General features: G+C 69.1%; 15 protein-coding genes and 1 pseudogene. 4 read left to right on the forward strand and 12 right to left on the reverse strand.

Translation table 11 applies throughout. From position 1 onward, the window contains the following. Window positions 1-47 precede the first annotated feature (47 nt). The gene (locus tag BLW75_RS10340) at window positions 48-1619 is read right to left on the reverse strand and encodes a purple acid phosphatase family protein (protein WP_034318217.1); all 1572 of its coding nucleotides are present in this window, start codon (window positions 1617-1619) and stop codon (window positions 48-50) included. Window positions 1620-1880: 261 nt separating this feature from the next. Here BLW75_RS10340 and BLW75_RS10345 point away from each other — a divergent pair. Then, window positions 1881-3131, forward strand: a pseudogene (locus BLW75_RS10345) (HNH endonuclease signature motif containing protein). A 407-nt stretch (window positions 3132-3538) separates the two neighbouring features. Here BLW75_RS10345 and BLW75_RS10350 read toward each other — a convergent pair. The 10 genes from BLW75_RS10350 to BLW75_RS43915 form a co-directional block, all read right to left on the reverse strand. Then, window positions 3539-4906 carry a replication-associated recombination protein A gene (locus BLW75_RS10350; RefSeq protein WP_034318360.1) on the reverse strand — a complete coding sequence of 456 codons (1368 nt, stop codon included), beginning with the start codon at window positions 4904-4906 and terminating at the stop codon, window positions 3539-3541. Window positions 4907-4949: 43 nt separating this feature from the next. Beyond that, window positions 4950-5798, reverse strand: a complete 849-nt coding sequence (locus BLW75_RS10355; protein WP_034318214.1) for an SGNH/GDSL hydrolase family protein — start codon at window positions 5796-5798, stop codon at window positions 4950-4952. A 75-nt stretch (window positions 5799-5873) separates the two neighbouring features. Further along, window positions 5874-7061, reverse strand: a complete 1188-nt coding sequence (locus tag BLW75_RS10360) for a phosphotransferase (protein ID WP_034318211.1) — start codon at window positions 7059-7061, stop codon at window positions 5874-5876. Between the two features lie 79 nt (window positions 7062-7140). Beyond that, a complete protein-coding gene (locus BLW75_RS10365) occupies window positions 7141-8082 on the reverse strand; it encodes a DUF389 domain-containing protein (protein ID WP_034318209.1) in 942 nt (313 codons plus the stop codon). After that, window positions 8082-9854: an aspartate--tRNA ligase gene (aspS, locus tag BLW75_RS10370; protein ID WP_034318206.1), complete on the reverse strand. Its 1773-nt coding sequence runs from the start codon at window positions 9852-9854 to the stop codon at window positions 8082-8084. Before aspS ends, BLW75_RS10365 begins: the two co-directional genes overlap by 1 nt. 276 nt (window positions 9855-10130) lie before the next feature. After that, window positions 10131-10706, reverse strand: a complete 576-nt coding sequence (gene merB / locus BLW75_RS10375; RefSeq protein WP_034318203.1) for an organomercurial lyase — start codon at window positions 10704-10706, stop codon at window positions 10131-10133. A gap of 343 nt (window positions 10707-11049) precedes the next feature. Next, the gene (locus tag BLW75_RS10380) at window positions 11050-12957 is read right to left on the reverse strand and encodes an intein-containing Rv2578c family radical SAM protein (protein WP_198935802.1); all 1908 of its coding nucleotides are present in this window, start codon (window positions 12955-12957) and stop codon (window positions 11050-11052) included. A 67-nt stretch (window positions 12958-13024) separates the two neighbouring features. Next, window positions 13025-13972: a sucrase ferredoxin gene (locus BLW75_RS10385; RefSeq protein WP_034318199.1), complete on the reverse strand. Its 948-nt coding sequence runs from the start codon at window positions 13970-13972 to the stop codon at window positions 13025-13027. 85 nt (window positions 13973-14057) lie between these two features. After that, window positions 14058-15239, reverse strand: coding sequence for a cupin domain-containing protein (locus tag BLW75_RS10390; RefSeq protein WP_034318196.1), 1182 nt, complete (start codon window positions 15237-15239; stop codon window positions 14058-14060). Beyond that, window positions 15240-15371 carry a hypothetical protein gene (locus BLW75_RS43915; protein WP_255431246.1) on the reverse strand — a complete coding sequence of 44 codons (132 nt, stop codon included), beginning with the start codon at window positions 15369-15371 and terminating at the stop codon, window positions 15240-15242. A gap of 172 nt (window positions 15372-15543) precedes the next feature. Here BLW75_RS43915 and crcB (BLW75_RS10395) point away from each other — a divergent pair, with 172 nt between their 5' ends. Together crcB (BLW75_RS10395) and crcB (BLW75_RS10400) are read left to right on the forward strand one after the other, a co-directional pair. Continuing rightward, entirely contained in the window at window positions 15544-15954 is a 411-nt protein-coding gene (crcB, locus tag BLW75_RS10395; protein WP_034318192.1) for a fluoride efflux transporter CrcB, read from the forward strand. Further along, a complete protein-coding gene (gene crcB / locus BLW75_RS10400; RefSeq protein ID WP_034318188.1) occupies window positions 15951-16325 on the forward strand; it encodes a fluoride efflux transporter CrcB in 375 nt (124 codons plus the stop codon). The genes crcB (BLW75_RS10395) and crcB (BLW75_RS10400) overlap by 4 nt, the downstream gene beginning before the upstream one ends. A 1-nt stretch (window position 16326) precedes the next feature. Here the strand turns inward: crcB (BLW75_RS10400) and BLW75_RS10405 are convergent, their stop codons facing one another. Continuing rightward, on the reverse strand, window positions 16327-16752 hold the full coding sequence (locus tag BLW75_RS10405) for a MarR family winged helix-turn-helix transcriptional regulator (RefSeq protein ID WP_016333033.1): 426 nt from the start codon (window positions 16750-16752) through the stop codon (window positions 16327-16329). Window positions 16753-16839: 87 nt separating this feature from the next. Between BLW75_RS10405 and BLW75_RS10410 the strand changes: the two genes are divergently transcribed. Beyond that, entirely contained in the window at window positions 16840-17916 is a 1077-nt protein-coding gene (locus BLW75_RS10410) for an NAD(P)/FAD-dependent oxidoreductase (RefSeq protein WP_034318184.1), read from the forward strand. The last annotated feature ends 12 nt before the right edge of the window (window positions 17917-17928 follow it).

A 17928-nucleotide genomic window follows, 5' to 3' on the forward strand; every position in this document is an offset into this window, starting at 1 on the left:
GTCCACGATATGACACCGAGTCCCACCATGCGGACCCGTGTAGGTCGTTATACGTCTCCAGGGTCGGCACCGAGGACCGACGCGTGCCGCGAACGGTGGAGACCGGCGGTGCGGCGCAAGATGAACCGGTCGATCTCGGCGCCGTCGTTGCGCAGGGTCCGCACGGTCAGCGTCGTCCGGCGTCCGGGCCAGGTGGGCTCGACGTCGATCGCGAGGAACGAGTATCCGGTGTAGCGCACCCGCGACCAGGACACGGTCTCGGTCGCCTTCTCGCCGCCCTCGACCCAGTGGTACGACTGGAACTCCCCCGCGAACGTGTCGGGCACCGGGAAGCTGTAGAGACTCTTCCCGCCGCCACCGCAGGTCGCGTACACGGTTCCGTCGCGATCCGGCTCGACGGTGTCGCCGATCTTGACCTCCCTGGTCACCTTGCCGCCGCGCAGCGCGTCGGTGCGCTCGTAGATGTGGTTGTGCCCGTTGATCACGAGGTCGACCCGGTACTCGTCGAACAGCGGGACCCACTGCTCGCGGACACCACCCTCGGACGCGTGCTGATTGGTCGTCGAATAGGCACAGTGATGGAAGAACACCACGACGAAGTCGACGTCCGGCTGCGAGCGCAGATACCGCAGGCGGCGCTTGAGCCATGCCGTCTGGGAGCCGCGTGAATAGCCGAGGTTCGCCGGGATCTCGTAGGAGACGTCGTTGGCATCGAGCGAGATCACCCCGACATTGCCGTAGATGAACGAGTACACACTGGGGCAGTCGTGCGGGCCACCGCCGGGAAAGTCCCAACGCTTGACCTGGCCGCCGTAGCCGTCGGGCGAGTAGAGGGCCTCCATGTCGTGATTGCCGGTGGTGACCATCCACGGCACCGACGCGGCGACGCCCTCGATCTGCCGGTAGTAGGCGTCCCAGACCTTGGGGTCGAAGAGGTCATGGTCAGCGTCGGGCTTATTACCGGGCGGCTTGCCCGCGCCACTCGGGTCGGCGTACGCGATGTCACCCGCCAGCAGGTGGAAGCGCGGGTTCTGCCGAGCGACCGCACCGTCTTGCGCGAGCGCCGTCGTCGAAACGCCCTGGTCACCGAACGCGGTGAAGGTGAACCTGCCCGCCGGAATCCCCCGGGCGGGCGCGGTGGTGAACGTCGAGATCGCGGCGGACCCGCCGTCCCCCGACGCCGGGTCGAAACCCTCGTGCCCGACGGCGTAACGATAGGTGTGGCCGGGCCAGAGGTGGTCGGCCTCGGCGTGCAGGTAGAACTGGTCGTACGGCGCGATGACCCCGGCGACCTCGGAATGCAGCGCGCGAACCTCGGCCGGGATCCGGTGACTCCAGCCGCCGTGGCCGTCGGCGATCCGCAGGAACGGCTTCCGCACCGGCGCCGGCACCTGCCACGCGACCCGCATCGACGTCCGCGGATTCCGCCCGAACGCGAGATGCCGTCCCGCGGGGACGACCTTGTCGCCATCAGCGTACGCGGTGCCCTGCAAGAGAAGCGGCCCGGCGGCGAGGACGGCACCCTTGAGTATCGTGCGGCGGCTCAGGTACTCGTGTTGTTCGGCCATCGTGAGGTGTGAGGCCAGCGCGTCGGGGACACCGACCCTCGGGATTTCCATACGGGGGATATTCGCCGACGGATGTGTTCGGCTCGCGACGGCAAGGCGAACGGGAGCGGTCGAACTGTCCAGGGTGGACTCAAGGAATTCTCAAGCAGGCTTTACTGTTCTGACTCTCACCGCATTTAGTCGACTAAATGCGAGGGTTGGCTGTATGTGGTCGCTGCGTGAGGCCGAATCACCCTTCAGTGTTGTCCGCGCGTTTCGCTTGTCGCTTAAAATTACGAACACATGTTCGAGTTGTTCGGGTATTATTGAGGGGTGCCCGAGACCTTCCTCCCCGAACTGCCGCAAGAACTGTGGCGCGCTGGCAAGCTGGAGCTTGCCCATGGCGTGCAACAGTCCTTGCAGGTGATTCGCATGGCCACCGCCGGTTTGGGGCGGTATTTGGCGGAGGTCGAGTCTCGGGGCGTCAAGGACTTGTACGGCTATGGCCGCACGGCTGCATGGTTCGCCGATATCGCGGGGTTGTCGGTCGGTGAAGCGGGCGCGGTGGTGAAGCGGGCCATCGCCCTGAACCCGACCCGCGCGTTGGACGGCACCGAGGTTCCCGCCGCGCTGCCCGCCACTGCCGCCGTCGCCGCCGAAGGCTTGGTCGGGGACGAGCGGATCGATCAGATCCTGGAGATCTTGAAGAGACTCCCGGCCGACACCTCGGTGGAGGACCGGGCGAACGCGGAGAAGATCCTCGCCACCCTCGCCCGGGACGCAGGTCCCCGCCAGTTGGCGGACGCTGAAGCGAACCTCCTCGCCTTGCTCGACCCCGACGGGAACGAGCCCAAAGACCCGGAACCTGCTGAGCCGCGCCGGGAAATCACCCTGGAGCGCCGCAAGGACGGGTTCTGGAAGCTGACTGGGTTGCTCGATGACGAGACCGGTGCCCGCACCGCCGCCGCACTCGAGGCCTACGCCCAGCCCCGGCCCGTCGACGAGTTCGGCCAGGCGGATCTGCGGATGAAATGCGAACGGATGGGTGATGCGTGGGTCGACCTTCTCGATCTGGCGATCGCCTGCCCGGACCAGCCCGGCACCAGCGGGTATCGGACGTTGGTGAACGTCACCATCGGGCTGGAGGAGTTGAAGTCCGGTCTCGGGACCGCGTGCTTGGATTTCGTCGGCACGATGACCGCGAGGGAAGCCCGGCTCACCGCCTGCGACTGTCTGATGCTGCCGGTCGTGCTGAACGCCGCCGGAGAACCCCTCGACGTGGGGCGACTCAGACGGTTCGTCACCCCGGGCCAGCGCCGGGCGTTGAACATCCGCGACGGGGGCTGCGCGTTCCCCGGCTGTCATCGGAAGCCGAAGAATTGCCACGCTCACCACATTCATCACTGGGCAGACGGCGGACCCACCGATCTTCGGAATCTCGTGCTCCTCTGCGGGTTCCATCACCGCCTGATCCACCACGGCGACTGAGAAGTACGAATGGCCGCCGACGGGTTACCGGAATTCATCCCACCCCAATACCGAGACCCGCTCCGACAACCCAGACGTAGCACCCTCCACCGCTGAACCCCGAGGAGCCCGCCAGCCACACCGGCGACGGGCCCCTCGCCATGCCCAATGCTCCGTGAAGGCCTCCCGCCCTACCCTGAGAGTAGGGAAGGAGGCCTTCACTACCTGCCGATCCCTCCCGGCGAACTGAAGTACATGAAGGTCCCTTTCCTTGCGGCAGGCGCAAGGAAAGGGACCTTCATGTGCCCCGATTGTGACTGGCGATGCCGCCGAGACCCGTGCGAATGGCTCGGTCCCTTCAAACCCGCGAATCAGCACCCGAGACTTGCGTGACAGGACCGATGACGCCCGACCGAGTCATCCAACGCCCCGAATCCACCTGGTGCTCCCCCAGCCACAGGGCAGAATGCCCCCATGATCCCTCGCGCGTAACCCGATCACTCGGCATCGCGCCGAAGGCGAACCTAGCGCTCTCCCCTGATGGTCCGCCGCAGCTTCGGCACCCGCTCGTGCAACGTCCGCTCCGCCCCGCGCTGCGTCGGCTCGTAGTAGTCCCGCCCGACCAGTTCGTCCGGCGGATACTGTTGCGCCAGAACACCTTCCGGCACGTTGTGCGGGTACCGGTAGCCCTTCGCGTTGCCGAGCTTCTCCGCTCCCGCGTAGTGCCCGTCGCGCAGATGCGGCGGCACCGTCCCGATCCGCCCGGACCGGACGTCACTGAGCGCGGCGTCGATCCCGGTGATGACGGCGTTCGACTTCGGCGCCGTCGCCAGGTGCACGGTCGCCTGCGCCAGCGCGAGACGGCCTTCCGGCATCCCGATGAACTGCACCGCGTGCGCCGCCGCGACGGCCGACTGCAACGCCGTCGGGTCGGCCATGCCGATGTCCTCGCTCGCGTGCACCACCAGTCGCCGGGCCAGGAACCGCGGGTCCTCCCCCGCCTCGATCATCCGCGCCAGGTAATGCAGCGCGGCGTCCACATCGGACCCCCGGATCGATTTGATGAACGCGCTGATGACGTCGTAATGCTGGTCGCCGTCGCGGTCGTAGCGCACCGCCGCTTTGTCCACTGTGGACTCGACGATGGGGAGGTCGATCGTCTTGGCCTCGGTCGCGCTCGCCGCGTCCGCGGCCGCTTCCAGCGCGGTGAGCGCGCGCCGCGCGTCACCGGAGGCCAGCCGCACCAGATGTTCCCGCGCGTCTTCGGTCAGGGTGAGTTCGCCGCCGAGGCCGCGTTCGTCGGTCAGGGCGCGTTCGATCAGCGCGACGATGTCGGCGTCGGTCAGCGGCCGCAGCTGCAGCACCAGCGACCGCGAAAGCAGCGGCGAGACGACGGAGAACGACGGGTTCTCCGTGGTGGCGGCCACGAGCAGCACCGTCCGGTCCTCGACGGCGCCGAGCAGGGCGTCCTGCTGCGTTTTGGAGAACCGGTGGACCTCGTCGATGAAAAGTACCGTGTTTTCGGCGTTGTAGGCCCGGCGGCGGCGGGCTTCCTCGATGACCCCGCGCACCTCCTTCACCCCCGCCGACAGCGCCGACATCGCCACGAACCGGCGGCCGGTCGCGGCCGAGACGAGGTTCGCCAGCGTGGTCTTGCCCGTCCCCGGCGGACCGTAGAGCAGCACGGAAGCAGGGGCCGCGCCTTCGACGAGCCGCCGCAGCGGCGCGCCCTCACGCAGCAGGTGCTGCTGCCCGACGACCTCGTCGAGCGAACGCGGCCTCATCCGCACCGCCAGCGGCGAGCCCGCGGGTACGGCGACATCCCTCGGCTCGGCCGGCTCCGGCGGCGGCCCGAGGTCGGGGTTCACGGTGAAGAGTTCGTCCTGTGCCACGGTGTCGACGGTAGCCGTACCCACCGACGGTTCCGGCCACAGGTCAGCGCAGCCGCTCCCGGAACGCGTGCCACATGATCACGGCCGCGTACGGCACGAACTCGCGGCCGCGCCGCCACACCCACGGGACGCCCTTGAGCACGAGCCAGCCGACGTGCCCGGCGGTACTCGGCTCCACACCTCCCGAGCAGGTCAGGCTGACCGGCCGCGGTACCGCGAACCCGGCCTCGGCGAGCCGTTCGGTGAACCCGGTCGCCAGCATCCGGTGCCCGAGTTCCGACGGGTGCAGCCGGTCGACGCTCCACGCGGTGAGGTCGTAGGCACCCGGCAGCAGTTCGAGGTCGAGACACGGCACGCCCTCGCGTTCGACGACCCCGTCGATGGCGGCGTTCAGTTCCGCCACCCGCTGGCTCAACGCCCGCCGCAAGGACTGCGGGAGGCGGAACACCTTGCCGTGGTCGTGGTAGCGCACCGGGACCACGGTGGTGCCGGCGGCGGCCAGCGCCCGGATCACCTCGGTGAGGTCCGCGGCGATCTTCTCGGCGCTGAAATCGGGGCGCAGCGTGTCGTTCATCCCCGCCACCACCAGCGCGACGTCCGGCCGGTGCGCCACGGCCGCGGGAAGCTGCTTCGTCAGCACACAGCCCATGCGCGCACCGGTGAACGACGGGTTCAGGTAGCCGTCCGGCTCGACACCCAGCGCCTCGGCTACGAGCGGGCCGACCCCGCGCCAGCCGCCTCGGTCCGGCAGTGGGTCGCCCAGGCCCACGGCCGTGGAATCGCCGAGCACGACCAGTCTGCGCGCGGACCTCGGGACGGCGGGCGCGGGAGGAAGGAGAGGTTCGGGACTCGGAGTGACTTCGACACTGATCACGGTCACGGTAGCCACCATCGGCCACGCAGACTCACCCGTGGTGATGCCTGGGTAACGCGACGAGGACGGTCGAGCGAAAAGTCCGTGCGGCGGTTACCGGAACGCCGGATAGAAGGCGAGATCCGCGTGCGGCCCCAGCCTCGCGCCGAGTGCGGCGGCGACCCTGGTGGCGTGCTCGGAGATATGGGTCAGGCGAGCGCGCAGCGAATGTTTGGCCAGTTCCCGCCACCAGGTCACCAGCGCGGCCTCCCGGCTGATCGGTGTCGCGTGCCGGTTCAGGTCCAGCTCCGGCAGGATCTCCCAGGTGATGACCCACAGCAGGAGCAGCTGACCGTCCATCAGGTGGTCGGCCAGCGCGTCTTCGTCCGCGAGCGCGGGCCAGACCGAGACGACCTCGGCCCGCCAGGCCGCGATCATCGCCTCGCTCATTCCCGGCGGCAGCGCCAGCGCGTCCTCGCTCGACGCGAACGGGAGCCGCAGGTACGCCGCGTCCATCAGGGTGCTGCGCACCCGGCCGCGTTCGAAGTCGAGGAACCGCACTCCCCCGCTGGTCACGAGGTTGTTGTCCGGGCTGAGATCGACAGGGCTGAACGCACGGTACGACGGCGAACCCGCCCGTTCGGCGACCTCCATGACCCGCTGTTGCACCGGCTCCGGCGTCTCGACGTCGAGCAGTTCTTCCAGCAGGCCGGGCAGCTGCGCGCAGACCGCGGGCAGCGGCGCGTCCTCGTTCTTGACGGGGCCGCCCAAACGGCGCAGCAGCGCGTTGAAGTCGGGTTCGCGGCTCGCCGTGCTCGCGTGCAGCCTGCCCAGCGATCGGGCCCAGGACAGCAGCGCGCGTTCGGCTCCGCGCGCGTCGCGCGCGTGGAGCTTGTCGTGCAGCGTCGGGACGCCACCGAGGTCCTCGATCACCAGGACGCGATCCCGCCCGTCGTGGGCCAGCAGCTCCGGGCACATGCGGTCCTCCGGCGCGAGCGCGGTGAACAGCTGATAGCTGACCGCCTCCTGCGCGAACGGATCGGGCCGTCCCGGTTCGGGTTGGTCGGGGTAGTGCTTGATGACCAGGGTCCGCGGCAGCGCGAACGGCGACGACGCCACCCGCGCCCGCACGACCGTGGCCGGGCCACTGCCGGCGAGGTCTTCGGGGGCGACGAGGGTGATCGCGCTGCCGAATCGGCGCGAAAGGACCGACTCGCCGGCGGCGACCGCGGCCGCGATGGCGAGGGTTTCGGCTCCAGCTCCGACGGTGGAATCGTCGGCAGAGGAGGTATCGACTGTCATTGCCACCGACCCTACTCGTGACTGAGCAACCATGACCACTGAGATCCGGGCAATCGCGCGCACTGGCGCGATCTGGGACTCATCCGCGTGAAAGCGGACGTTCCATCACCCTCGATCGTTGCCCACGACGGCGCAATGTCAGCACAATGGCCGCAGCTGCAACGATTCCGATGAGATTGACCAGCAGCTGACCGGCCGAATAAAGGCACCGTTCCCACTGACCGGCAACCGCCGCGACCACCGCGTAACCCGCCGCGGGCACCGTCGTCACCGAAATGAACACGCCGACGAGCGCGGCGGACTTGGCCGAAGTCATGGAAAGCATCCCGGCCGCGCCGGCGAGCAGCGCGACGATCAGCGAAGCGATTCCCACCTGGTAAACGAAATCGACCTCGTGGTTGTCGGCGAGCTTGCTGACCTCCAGCACGCCGGTGGCGTTGCCCACCAGCACCACACCGAGGGTGATCACCATCGCGATCGGAAAACCGCCGAGCAGCGCGACGGCGCCCTGCTTCACGAGATCTTTCCGGCGCAGCACCAACCCGACGGCGATGGCCGCCAGCGGGCCGAATTCCGGCCCGACGACCATGGCACCGACGATGGTGACCGCCGAGTTCGTGACGACACCGACCGCCGCCAGCAGGCAAGCGATGGTCAGGAACGCCTGAAATGTCCAAGTGAGGCGCGACTCTTCACCGGTGCGGCCGACGAGTTCCTGCCACACCACAGCGTCCGCGGCCTCGCCCGGCGCGGCCTCCTCGGCCTTGTCGGCGGCGTCGGACACCGCGGTGTCCAGCGCTTCCAGCGTGATCCCGCCGGTGTGATCGAGGTCGAGCCCGCACAGCGACTCGACGATGTCGTCGGTCGCCTCTCGGGCGATGTCCGCCTCGATCAGGTCGCCTTCGGGCGCGACAGCCACCCCGCGATGCACCACGAGGTGGGCCGTCCCGGCGTGTGCCCGCAGGATCCGGATCGCTTCTTCGGTCCGGTCCGGCGGGCACACGGCCCTGAGGTGGAGCATCAGTTCTTCACGGGCGGCGCGGGCTTGGCGTCGATGCCCGCCTCCTTGCGCTGCTCCGCGGTGATCGGCGCGGGAGCCGCGGTCAGCGGGTCGAACCCGCCGCCGGTCTTCGGGAACGCGATGACGTCACGCAGCGACTCGGCCTTGGCCAGCAGCATGACGATCCGGTCCCAGCCGAACGCGATCCCGCCGTGCGGCGGCGGACCGAAGGCGAAGGCGTCGAGCAGGAAGCCGAACTTCTCCTGCGCCTCGTCCTCGGACAGGCCCATCAGCTCGAAGACCTGCTTCTGCAGCTCCTGCTGGTGGATACGGATCGAGCCGCCGCCGATCTCGTTGCCGTTGCAGACGATGTCGTAGGCGTAGGCCAGCGCGTTGCCGGGGTCGTCGGCGAGTTTGCCGATCCACTCCGGGGTCGGCGAGGTGAAGGCGTGGTGCAGGGCCTTCCACTTTCCGCCGCCGACCGCGACGTCGTCGGACTCCTCGGCCGAGATGAACATCGGGAAGTCGACGACCCAGACGAACGACCAGGCGTTCTCGTCGATCAGGCCGAGACGGCTGCCGATCTCCAGCCGGGTGGCGCCCAGGAGCGCACGCGCGTCGGCGGCCTTGCCCGCTGCGAAGAAGATGCAGTCACCGGGCTTGGCGCCGGCGGCTTCGGCGACCGTCTCGCGCTCCTTCTCCGAGAGGTTCTTCGCGACCGGCCCGCCGAGCGTGCCGTCCTCGTTGACGAGGATGTACGCGAGGCCGCGGTGGCCGCGCTGCTTGGCGAAGTCCTGCCAGGCGTCGAGGGTGCGGCGCGGCTGGTCGGCCCCGCCCGCCATCACGACGGCGCCGACGTACGGCGCCTGGAACACGCGGAAGGGGGTGTCGGCGAAGAACGCCGTCATGTCGGTCAGTTCGAGGTCGAAGCGCAGGTCCGGCTTGTCCGAACCGTACTTCTCCATCGCCTCGGCGTAGGTGATGCGCCGGAACGGCCGGGGGATCTCGGCGCCGATGAGCTTCCACAGCGCCGTCACGATGTCCTCGCCGAGTGCGATGACGTCGTCCTGCTCGACGAAGCTCATCTCGATGTCGAGCTGGGTGAACTCCGGCTGCCGGTCGGCGCGGAAGTCCTCGTCCCGGTAGCAGCGCGCGATCTGGTAGTACCGCTCGAGGCCGCCGACCATGAGCAGCTGCTTGAACAGCTGCGGCGACTGCGGGAGCGCGTACCAGGAGCCGGGCTTGAGCCGGGCGGGGACCACGAAGTCGCGGGCGCCTTCGGGGGTGGAGCGGGTCATGGTCGGGGTCTCGACCTCGACGAACTCCTGCGCGTGCAGCACCTCACGGGCCGCGCGGTTCACCTCGCTGCGCAGGCGCATCGCGGCCGCGGGGCCGCTGCGGCGCAGGTCGAGGTAGCGGTGCTTGAGCCGCACCTCCTCGCCGACGTCGACCCGGTCGTCGATCGGGAACGGCAGCACGGCGGCCTCGGACAGCACCTCGAGCTCGGTGGCCAGCACCTCGATCTCACCGGTGGGGATCTCGGTGTTGGCGTTGCCCTCCGGCCGCTTCGAGACCTCGCCGACGATGCGGACGCAGTACTCGGAGCGCAGCTGGTGGGCGCGCTCGGCCATCTCGCCCTCGCGGAAGACGACCTGGCTCACGCCGCCGGCGTCGCGCAGATCGATGAAGATGACGCCGCCGTGATCGCGCCGCCGGGCCACCCATCCGGTGAGGGTGACCGTCTGACCGGCGTGCTCGGCACGCAAGGCGCCGGCTTTGTGGGTGCGAAGCACTGCGGGTGCTCTCCTTCGGCATCACGATTCTGCGATTCGACGGTTTTTCGCCGACGTCAAAGGCTAACGAATCGCCCCGGATGCCTCGCGACCAGGTGTTCTCAGGGCCGGTTGGCGGAGCCGAGGTCTTGTCGGGAACGGGACCACAGGCGTGAACCCACCCCGGCCGCAGGCCCCGCTATCGCGGTGGCAGGGCGCCTACACCGCCTTCGCGACCTGGAAGACCAGATCGCGCCTTGCCGACGTCGATCGCGGACGCGGGTTCACCCGAGAGACTCAGATCGTCGGCCAGGCCTCCAGCGCCGCGACCATCCGCCGGGTGTGCGCCAGGTAGTCCGGCACGGACAGGACCCGGCCGTCGATGTTCTCCAGCAGCCAGCCCGAGGCCGCCTCCCGCGACGCGAAGAACTGCGTGCAGACGAGCGCCTCGACGTAGTCCTGGCCGAGGGCGAGGTCGATACCGGGCAACCGCGACGCGGCGACCACGGCCTTCGGCGGATCGACGCTCAACACCCTCTCGCGAGTGAAGTGGACGCGGACGTGTGCCCCGGTCGCCGGGCAGACGGCGTCCGCGTGCACGGGTTCACCGGTGGCGACGGCCAGGAGGAACAGGTCGACGCGGTACCGGTCGGAACCCGCCCGTTCGGCCGGGCGCGAACCGCGGTCCATCACGACCAGGCCGTCGCGGATGGCGAAACCCATCAGGTCCATCAGGCGGTGGGCTTCGGCGGGGTCCATGCCGACGGTGGCGGCGAGTCTTCCGATGGCGATGGGGTGTCTGCCCGCCCTGGTCAGCTTGGTCGCGGCCCAGGCGATGCGGACAGCGGCGGTGCGATCCGTACGGGTGGTCAACAGGCACCTCCTCGCCTTCGTCCTGTTGAGATTAAGCACGAAAAGGTTTTCCGCCAAGTCACTGCGCCGAACGGCCGAATGCGTTGTGCGGTAAGAAAATTCACAGTGCACATCGAGCATGCACATCGAGCAACGGGACGGCGTTCTCCCCGATTGCGCGGAACGGAGCGCACTTTCGGCCGCGTGCGGCGAAAGTCGCCCATATCGCCGCAGGCCGACCATGAGCTTCCGGGGAGGTCGCGAAAGCCACTTCCGCAACATTGAAGGTTGCGAAAGCCACTTTCGCAACGCGCCATCGGCGCAGGTGAGGCCACCTAGGTGGACGCGAGAGCCGCAGGGCGCTTCACAGCAGTTTCAGTTGTTCCGCCGCCGGAACCACCACCTCCTCCGAGCGCTGCACGGGCATCGTCACCTGCATTCGTTCCCCGTCGTCCGCACGGGAACCGAAGCCGTGGCGGCGCAGCAACGGGCCGACGCGGGCACCCAGCCGCTGCCGATAGGACTTCGGAAGATAGGCGCCGCGCGCGTACAGCTCGCGGTATTTCGGCACGAGCTCCGGATGTTCCCGGCCGAGCCAGCGCGCGAACCATTCCCGCGCGCCGGGCCGCAGATGCAACGGGAGGACGGTGACCCGCGTGGCGCCCGCCTCGGCCAGCTTCGAGAACAAGGCGTCGAGTGCCTCCACCGAATCGGTCAGGTACGGCAGCACCGGCGCGACCAGCACCGAACACGGCAGCCCGGCGTCGCGTGCCTTGCGGATCAGGTCGAGCCTCGCCCGCGGGCTCGGCGTCCCCGGCTCGAGGCGATGCTGCAGATCTTCGTCGAGCAGCGCGAGCGAGATCGCCAGCCCGGCGGGCACGTCCTTCGACACCGACTCCAGGAGTGGCAGATCCCTGGCCAGCACGGTCCCCTTGGTGAGGATCGACAGTGGCGTGCCCGAATCGGCCAGCGCGGTGATGATGCGCGGCATCAGCTTGTACCGGCCTTCGGCGCGCTGGTAGGGATCGGTGTTCGTGCCCATCGCGACGTGCTCGCGGGTCCAGCTCGGCCGCCGCAGCTGCGCGGCCAGCACTTCGGGTGCGTTGACCTTCACGATCACCTGCGTGTCGAAGTCCCGGCCGGCATCGAAATCCAGATACGTGTGGGTGTTCCGGGCGAAACAGTTGTGCGTGACCATGCCGTCGGCGATGAAGTCACCGGTGCCGGTGGTGATGTCGAACAACGGCAGCTCGATGCCCAGCGGTTCGATGGACGTGACCTTCCGCCTGGTCCGGCCGATCGCGAGGCCGTCGAGCGAGCGTTTCCACCCGACGGCGGGATCGGCGAGGTGGAAGAACCGCACCTCCTCCGACGGCCCGCCGAGGAGCTGGACCGTCCACAGCGGACGGAACTTGACGTTTTCCGTTCTCACGTAACGGAAGCCGAAATTGTCCAGCGCGGCACAGAAGGTCGAGACGATGTCCTGCTCGTCATGCGTGACGCGCAGCGCGCCATGCCGGTAACTACCGGCGAGATCGAACAATCCGGCGAGGAATCCGCGCTGCCAATGGGAATCCGGCGAGGGCGGAACCTGCACGAAGCCGACCGACGCGCCGAAATCGGGCAGGTACCGGAGCGCGCGATCCGCGGCGTCCTTCTCGGTCGAGAAGCCGCCGGAGCGCAGCATCCCGCACAGGTATCCGGCGCGATAGCCGAGCGTGTCGTCCGGGGTGCGGGCGAGTTTCCCGACGCCGACGAGTTCGGTGCCGCCGACCAGATGCGGCCGCTGCGCGGCGCCGAACCGGGTGCCGGTGACGTGTTTCCACCCGCGCCCGGTCAGGAACCGGTGGTCGCCACTGGCCACGATGGACGTTCCGTCGTCGAGGGTCAGGCGGTACGCCGGCTTCAGCGTCGACCAGTGCGCGAGCACCTTCGTCGGCACCAGGCGGCGACCCGCGCCGCGCCCGCGCGTCCCGTAGATCGCGTCGCCGGGCGCGAGCTCCGCCAGCGCCTTCGTCCGGCCATCGGCCATCAGGACCGGCGTCGCGCCTTCGAGGCAGTACGTGCACGCGTGAGAACAACCGCGATACGGATTCACCGTCCATCCGAACGGGACACCCGACCCGTCGGGCACCTTGTTCAGCACCGATTTGGCGTGCACCTCGTGAAAGGTGACGCCGTCGAACTCGGGTGTGCGCACCGAACGCAGCAACCCGTCCAATCCGGGCAGGACCGGCTCGCCGCCGTCCGCCCGCTGTCGATCCCATCGCACCCGGCCAGTCGAACACATGTTCTAGACGAGTGTCAAACAGATGTTCGAACAAGGGTGATCTTCGCAGCTAGAGCTTCGTGATCTCCTCGGTCACGTACCCGGCGGGCTGGATCAGCCCCGCGCACCGGCTCTCCCCGCGCGGCGTCGCCGACCGGCGGCGCACCGTCACCGAGTAGAAGTCCTGGCCGCCGCGCACGGTGACGACCCGCGCGTCGGATTCGAGCAGCGGCTCCTCCTGGACGGCGAGCACGTCGTCGAGACCGGGCAGGTCCAGCTGCCGCCGGAGCGCGATCTCCGCGAACTGCGCCCACGCCGTCCGGGCGGACGTCCGGCCGCGGAGCTGCTCCGGCTCGACCTGGCCGCGCAAGGCGGCTTTGGCGACCAGCGCCGCTTCGGCCGGGTTGAGCTGGCCGTGCAGGAAGCCGTCGGGGACCACCAGGAGGTTGCCCGCCCAGCGGTCACCGCCGACGTGGCTGACCTCCCAGGCCCGGCCGGGGTGGTTCGTGTGGAGCGTCGAAGCCAGCGGCCTGCCGAGCACCGCGCAGCACATGTCCTTGGTGCCGTGCGTGCAGACCAGGAACAGCGGCCCGTCCACTCGCGTACCGAGCCCGCCGGCGCCGTCCGCGACCGCTTCGAGGTCCAGCTCGGCCAGTTCGCTCAGGTCGCGGATCTCCAGGCGCTCCAGCCAGCGGTTGCCCGGCTCGCCTCCGCCGACGTAAACGGAGCGAGGGCGATCCGGGTCACGACGATGCTTGCCGGGGCGCCGGATCAGCAGCGGGCGAAGCCCGTGGGAACGTCTCAAATTCTCGAGCAGCTCACGACGCTCGGCGGGAAAGGCCTCGTCGAGGACATTCTCCAGCGCGTCCGAGGGCCAGGGCCCCGGCTGCTCGATGAGGAGCCAGCAGCGCATGTCCGCGGCGGTGCCGGCGGGGTTCGCGCCCAGCATGCGCGCGACGGTGGCGCAGCCCGGCAACGCGGCGGGCGGCGCTGAAGTGTCCGAGAGCTGAGCGGTCATCGGCCGACCGCTCCGGACTTCACCTTAGGCATGCCTTAGCTTACCCCGGCCGACCCTCCTTCACACTTCTCGTCCCCTGTGACTTTCAGCCGATAGAGAGCAGCCCCTGCGTGGTGAGCTCGCCGAGGAAGGCCCGCACCGTCCCCCGATCGAGTTCGGACAGCTCGGCGAGTCGTTTGACCGCCTGCGGCGTGCCGTCGAGCAGCGCCTTCAGCAGCGGGGCCGCGGCGGCCGCGAAGACGAACCGCTTACCGGCCGCCAGCAAGGTCACCCGGCCATCTCCCTCTTCGAGCACCGCCCTCGGGACGAGGAATCGAACCTCGGTTTCGTCACCATCCGGCAGCAGGCCGGGGGTCGCTGCCCAAGGCAGCCCGACCCGCGGATGCGCCGGGGCCACCGAGTCGCGTTCGGCGAGGAACCGGTCGACGACGTCGCCGGTCAGCGTCGCTTCCAGTTCCGCGCGCAGCGCGGCGGCACGGGCCGCCCGCTCCTCGTCCGTCCCGAACCTCGGGAGGTCCTGGCGGAACACGGTGCTCGACCGGAGCTTGTCGGCGAGCCAGGACACCAGGTCGATCCCGGTGGCCGGGCTGAACCCGAGCGTGAGGTGCAGCGACATCTCCCCCACCGCGGTGACGTCGTGCCAATGCCCACGCGGGACATAGAGGACGTCGCCGTCTTCGAGGATGAAGTCGTCGATCGGCTCACCGGGCCGTTCGGGCTGCTCGACGTCGCGGTGCAGCGGAGCGGGCCTGGTCGGACCGTGCATCCGCCAGCGTTTGCGACCGGCGACCTGGATGATGAACGCGTCGTGGTCGTCCCAGTGCACGTCGAAACCGTGGGTCACCCCCCAGCCCGCGTACAGGTTGACCTGGACGCTCTCGCGGAGGTCGTGTTCGAGCCCCCTGGCGAGATCGCCGATCGGGTCGCTGAGTTCCTGGATGGCGTCGAGCACCATCGTCGCGCCGCCGCGGAGGTGCTCGGTGAACGGAGCGGCCAGCAGGCGGGGGACGGTGCCACTGCGGCGGGTGGGGACGAGATCGGTGTAGCTCTCCATGGGCACCGGGGTGCCGTCGAGCGCGAGGCGCAGTCGCGGGAACTCCAGGCGGTGCTGCCGGAGGATCGCGTTCAGCGCCGGCCATGGCAGCAGGTCGGCGAACCGGCCCGCGCGGCCTTCGAAACGGCGGTAGGTCTCGCCCTGGACTTCTTGGAAGAACTGGCTGACCCCGAGCGGAGCCACGAGGTCAGCCAGCGTCGGCGTTTCGGGCACTCAGCCGTCGTTGCCGTCGTTGTCGGCGGCCGCGCCGTTGGCCTTCCCGCGGTCGACCGCGGTCGGGATCATCTCGACCTCCAGCAGCAAACCGCTGTCGGGAGCCTGCGTACCTGACTGTTCCTGTGCCATCCTGCCACCTTTTTCTCAGACGAGCGGACGGACCGAAAATCGGCCTGGAGCGCCGCCCAGCCTACGACACGTTTCGAGAAAATTCACCGTCCAGCAGGGAAAAACGGCCTAGTGAGCGATCTTCGACACCGTGGTGCCGGTTCACCCGGACAGCGGTTCTAAGCTGCCATTCATGGCTGATCCGGCATCCGTTTCCCGCCCGCGCTGGGACGTGCTCTCGGCCGTCGGCGCCGGTGGCGCGCTGGGCAGCCTCGCCCGCTACGGACTGTCGGTCGCGCTCCCCCACCCCCGGGGCCAGTTCGCGTTTTCCACCTTTGCCACCAACGTTTCCGGCTGCCTGCTGATCGGCGTCCTGATGGCGTCGCTGGCCGCCGCGGCCGATCCGCACAGGTTGCTCCGGCCGTTCCTCGGGGTCGGGATCCTGGGCGGTTACACGACGTTTTCGACGTACGCGACGGACACACTCGATCTTGTGACGGCCGGGCGCCCGTTCACCGGGTTGGCCTACGCGTTCGGAACGGTGGCAGCGGCGCTGGTAGCCGTCTACGCCGGGCACGAGATCACCCGCGCGGTGAAGCAATGACCTTCGTCTTCGTCGCACTCGGTGGCGGTTTCGGTGCGATCGCCCGTTTCCTGACCGATCTTCGGCTGCGCGCGTGGCGGGGCGCCGCCTTCCCGTGGGGCACGCTGGCGGTCAACATCACGGGCTCGGTGATCCTCGGCGTGCTGACCGGCTGGGCGCTGCACGGCGGCCAGCCGGACGGCGTCCGCTCGCTGCTGGCCGTCGGTTTCTGCGGCGGACTCACGACGTTCTCGACGTTCGGGTACGAAACCCTGCGCCTGTTCACGGAGAAAACGCGCCCTCGGGCCGCGCTGAACGTCGGCGTCACGATGGCCGCCGGGATCGGCGCCGCGGCGGCCGGACTCCTGCTCGCCGCCGCCATCTGGCACTGAATCAGTCTTCGGGCGCCATCCGCCACGCCGCGGCCGCGATCGCCTCACGCTGTTCGGCCGGGAGATCCGCCGCCATCTCCTCCAGCTTCTCGACGACGCCTTCGTGTGCGGCGTTCGCGAGCCGGAGTCCCTCCTCCGTCAGCGTGATCTTCAACGCGCGGCGATCGCACGAATCCGCGACCCGCTCGACGAGCGCGCGCCGCTGCACGCGATCCACCAGGCCGGTGACGCTGGACTTCTCCAGGTTGAGCATCTTGCCGAGGTCGGTCATCCCGACACCCGTCTCCCCCTGCGCCAGCACGCAGAGCAGCTGAGCCTGCTGGGGCGTGAGGTCGTGGGACCGGCCGACGTCGATGAAAGCCCGCTGCACCAGATGCGAAAGCCGCACCAGCGCCGTCGCGAATCCGAGGTCTTCGGCCGTGGTCATGAGCCCAGTCTACTTGACGATCGTTCGGAGTACGAACTACCGTAGTTCGTAGTACAAACATTCCGTACTACGAACTAGGGGAAATTCATGACCACGACCGTGGCCGTCATCGGCGGGGGATACGGCGGCACGACCGTCGCCAAGGAGCTGGACTCGTTCGCCGACGTCGTGCTCGTCGAGCCGCGCGAGGACTTCGTCCACCACGTCGCCGCGTTGCGGGGGCTCGTCGATCCCGAATGGACGGATCGGCTCTTCTATCCGTACGCCCGGCTTCTCGAGCGGGGACGGGTGGTCCGCGACCGCGCGGTGAGCGTGGACCAGGACGGCGTCACGCTCGCATCGGGTGAACGGCTCACGCCGGACTACGTCGTGCTGGCGACCGGTTCGGCGTACCCGTTCCCGGCGAAGATCGATTTCCACGACAGCGCTTCGGCGAAGGCGAAGATCCGTGCCACGCGGGAGGAACTCGCGGGCGCGGAGAAGGTGCTGCTGCTCGGCGCGGGCCCGGTGGGCCTCGAACTGGCGGGCGAGATCAAGGCGGTGTGGCCCGAGAAGGCCGTGACGATCGTCGACCCGGCGAAGGAGATCCTGCCCGGCTTCCCGGAGGAATTCCGCGCGGAGATCCGCCGCCAGCTCGACGGGCTGGGCGTCGAGCTCCTGCTCGGCACCTCGCTGACCGAGCCGCCGGTCTCGGAACCGGGGCAGGCCAAGACGTTCACCTCGGGGCTCACCGGCGGCGGCGAGGTGACCGCCGACCTGTGGTTCCAGTGCTACGGAGGTGCGCCGCACACCGCGTACCTCGACGGCGAACTGGCCGCCGCGCGGCAGGCGAACGGGCAGGTGGAGGTGACTCCCGAACTGCGGCTGCCGGGACAGCCCGGTGTGTTCGCGCTCGGCGACATCACCGCGTTGCAGGAGGGGAAGCTGGCGAAGGTGGCCGGTGACCACGCCGAGGTCGTCGTGGCCAACATCCGGGCGCTGATCGAAGGCGGCGAGCTGCGGGCGCACACGCCGGGCGGGCCGATGATCTCGTTACCGCTCGGGCCTTCCGGGGGCGCGACCTACGCCGAGGAGGTCGGGATCCTGGACGCGGCGACCACGTCGGAGATCAAGGGGTCGCACATGATGGTGTCCCGCTACGAGGAGCTGTTCGGGCAGGCGTAGCGCTCGTGAGTG

Origin of the sequence: Amycolatopsis lurida (assembly GCF_900105055.1) — a bacterium.
In the GTDB taxonomy this organism is placed as follows: Bacteria; Actinomycetota; Actinomycetes; order Mycobacteriales; family Pseudonocardiaceae; genus Amycolatopsis; species Amycolatopsis lurida.

Coding starts and splice junctions, on each gene's coding strand:
- crcB (WP_034318192.1), top strand. CDS start 15,544: ATGGCTGATCCGGCATCCGTTTCCCGCCCGCGCTGGGACGTGCTCTCG.
- crcB (WP_034318188.1), top strand. CDS start 15,951: ATGACCTTCGTCTTCGTCGCACTCGGTGGCGGTTTCGGTGCGATCGCC.
- BLW75_RS10410 (WP_034318184.1), top strand. CDS start 16,840: ATGACCACGACCGTGGCCGTCATCGGCGGGGGATACGGCGGCACGACC.
- BLW75_RS10365 (WP_034318209.1), bottom strand. CDS start 8,082: ATGCTCCACCTCAGGGCCGTGTGCCCGCCGGACCGGACCGAAGAAGCG.
- BLW75_RS10360 (WP_034318211.1), bottom strand. CDS start 7,061: ATGACAGTCGATACCTCCTCTGCCGACGATTCCACCGTCGGAGCTGGA.
- BLW75_RS10355 (WP_034318214.1), bottom strand. CDS start 5,798: ATGGTGGCTACCGTGACCGTGATCAGTGTCGAAGTCACTCCGAGTCCC.
- BLW75_RS10385 (WP_034318199.1), bottom strand. CDS start 13,972: ATGACCGCTCAGCTCTCGGACACTTCAGCGCCGCCCGCCGCGTTGCCG.
- BLW75_RS10405 (WP_016333033.1), bottom strand. CDS start 16,752: ATGACCACGGCCGAAGACCTCGGATTCGCGACGGCGCTGGTGCGGCTT.
- BLW75_RS10340 (WP_034318217.1), bottom strand. CDS start 1,619: ATGGAAATCCCGAGGGTCGGTGTCCCCGACGCGCTGGCCTCACACCTC.
- BLW75_RS43915 (WP_255431246.1), bottom strand. CDS start 15,371: ATGGCACAGGAACAGTCAGGTACGCAGGCTCCCGACAGCGGTTTGCTG.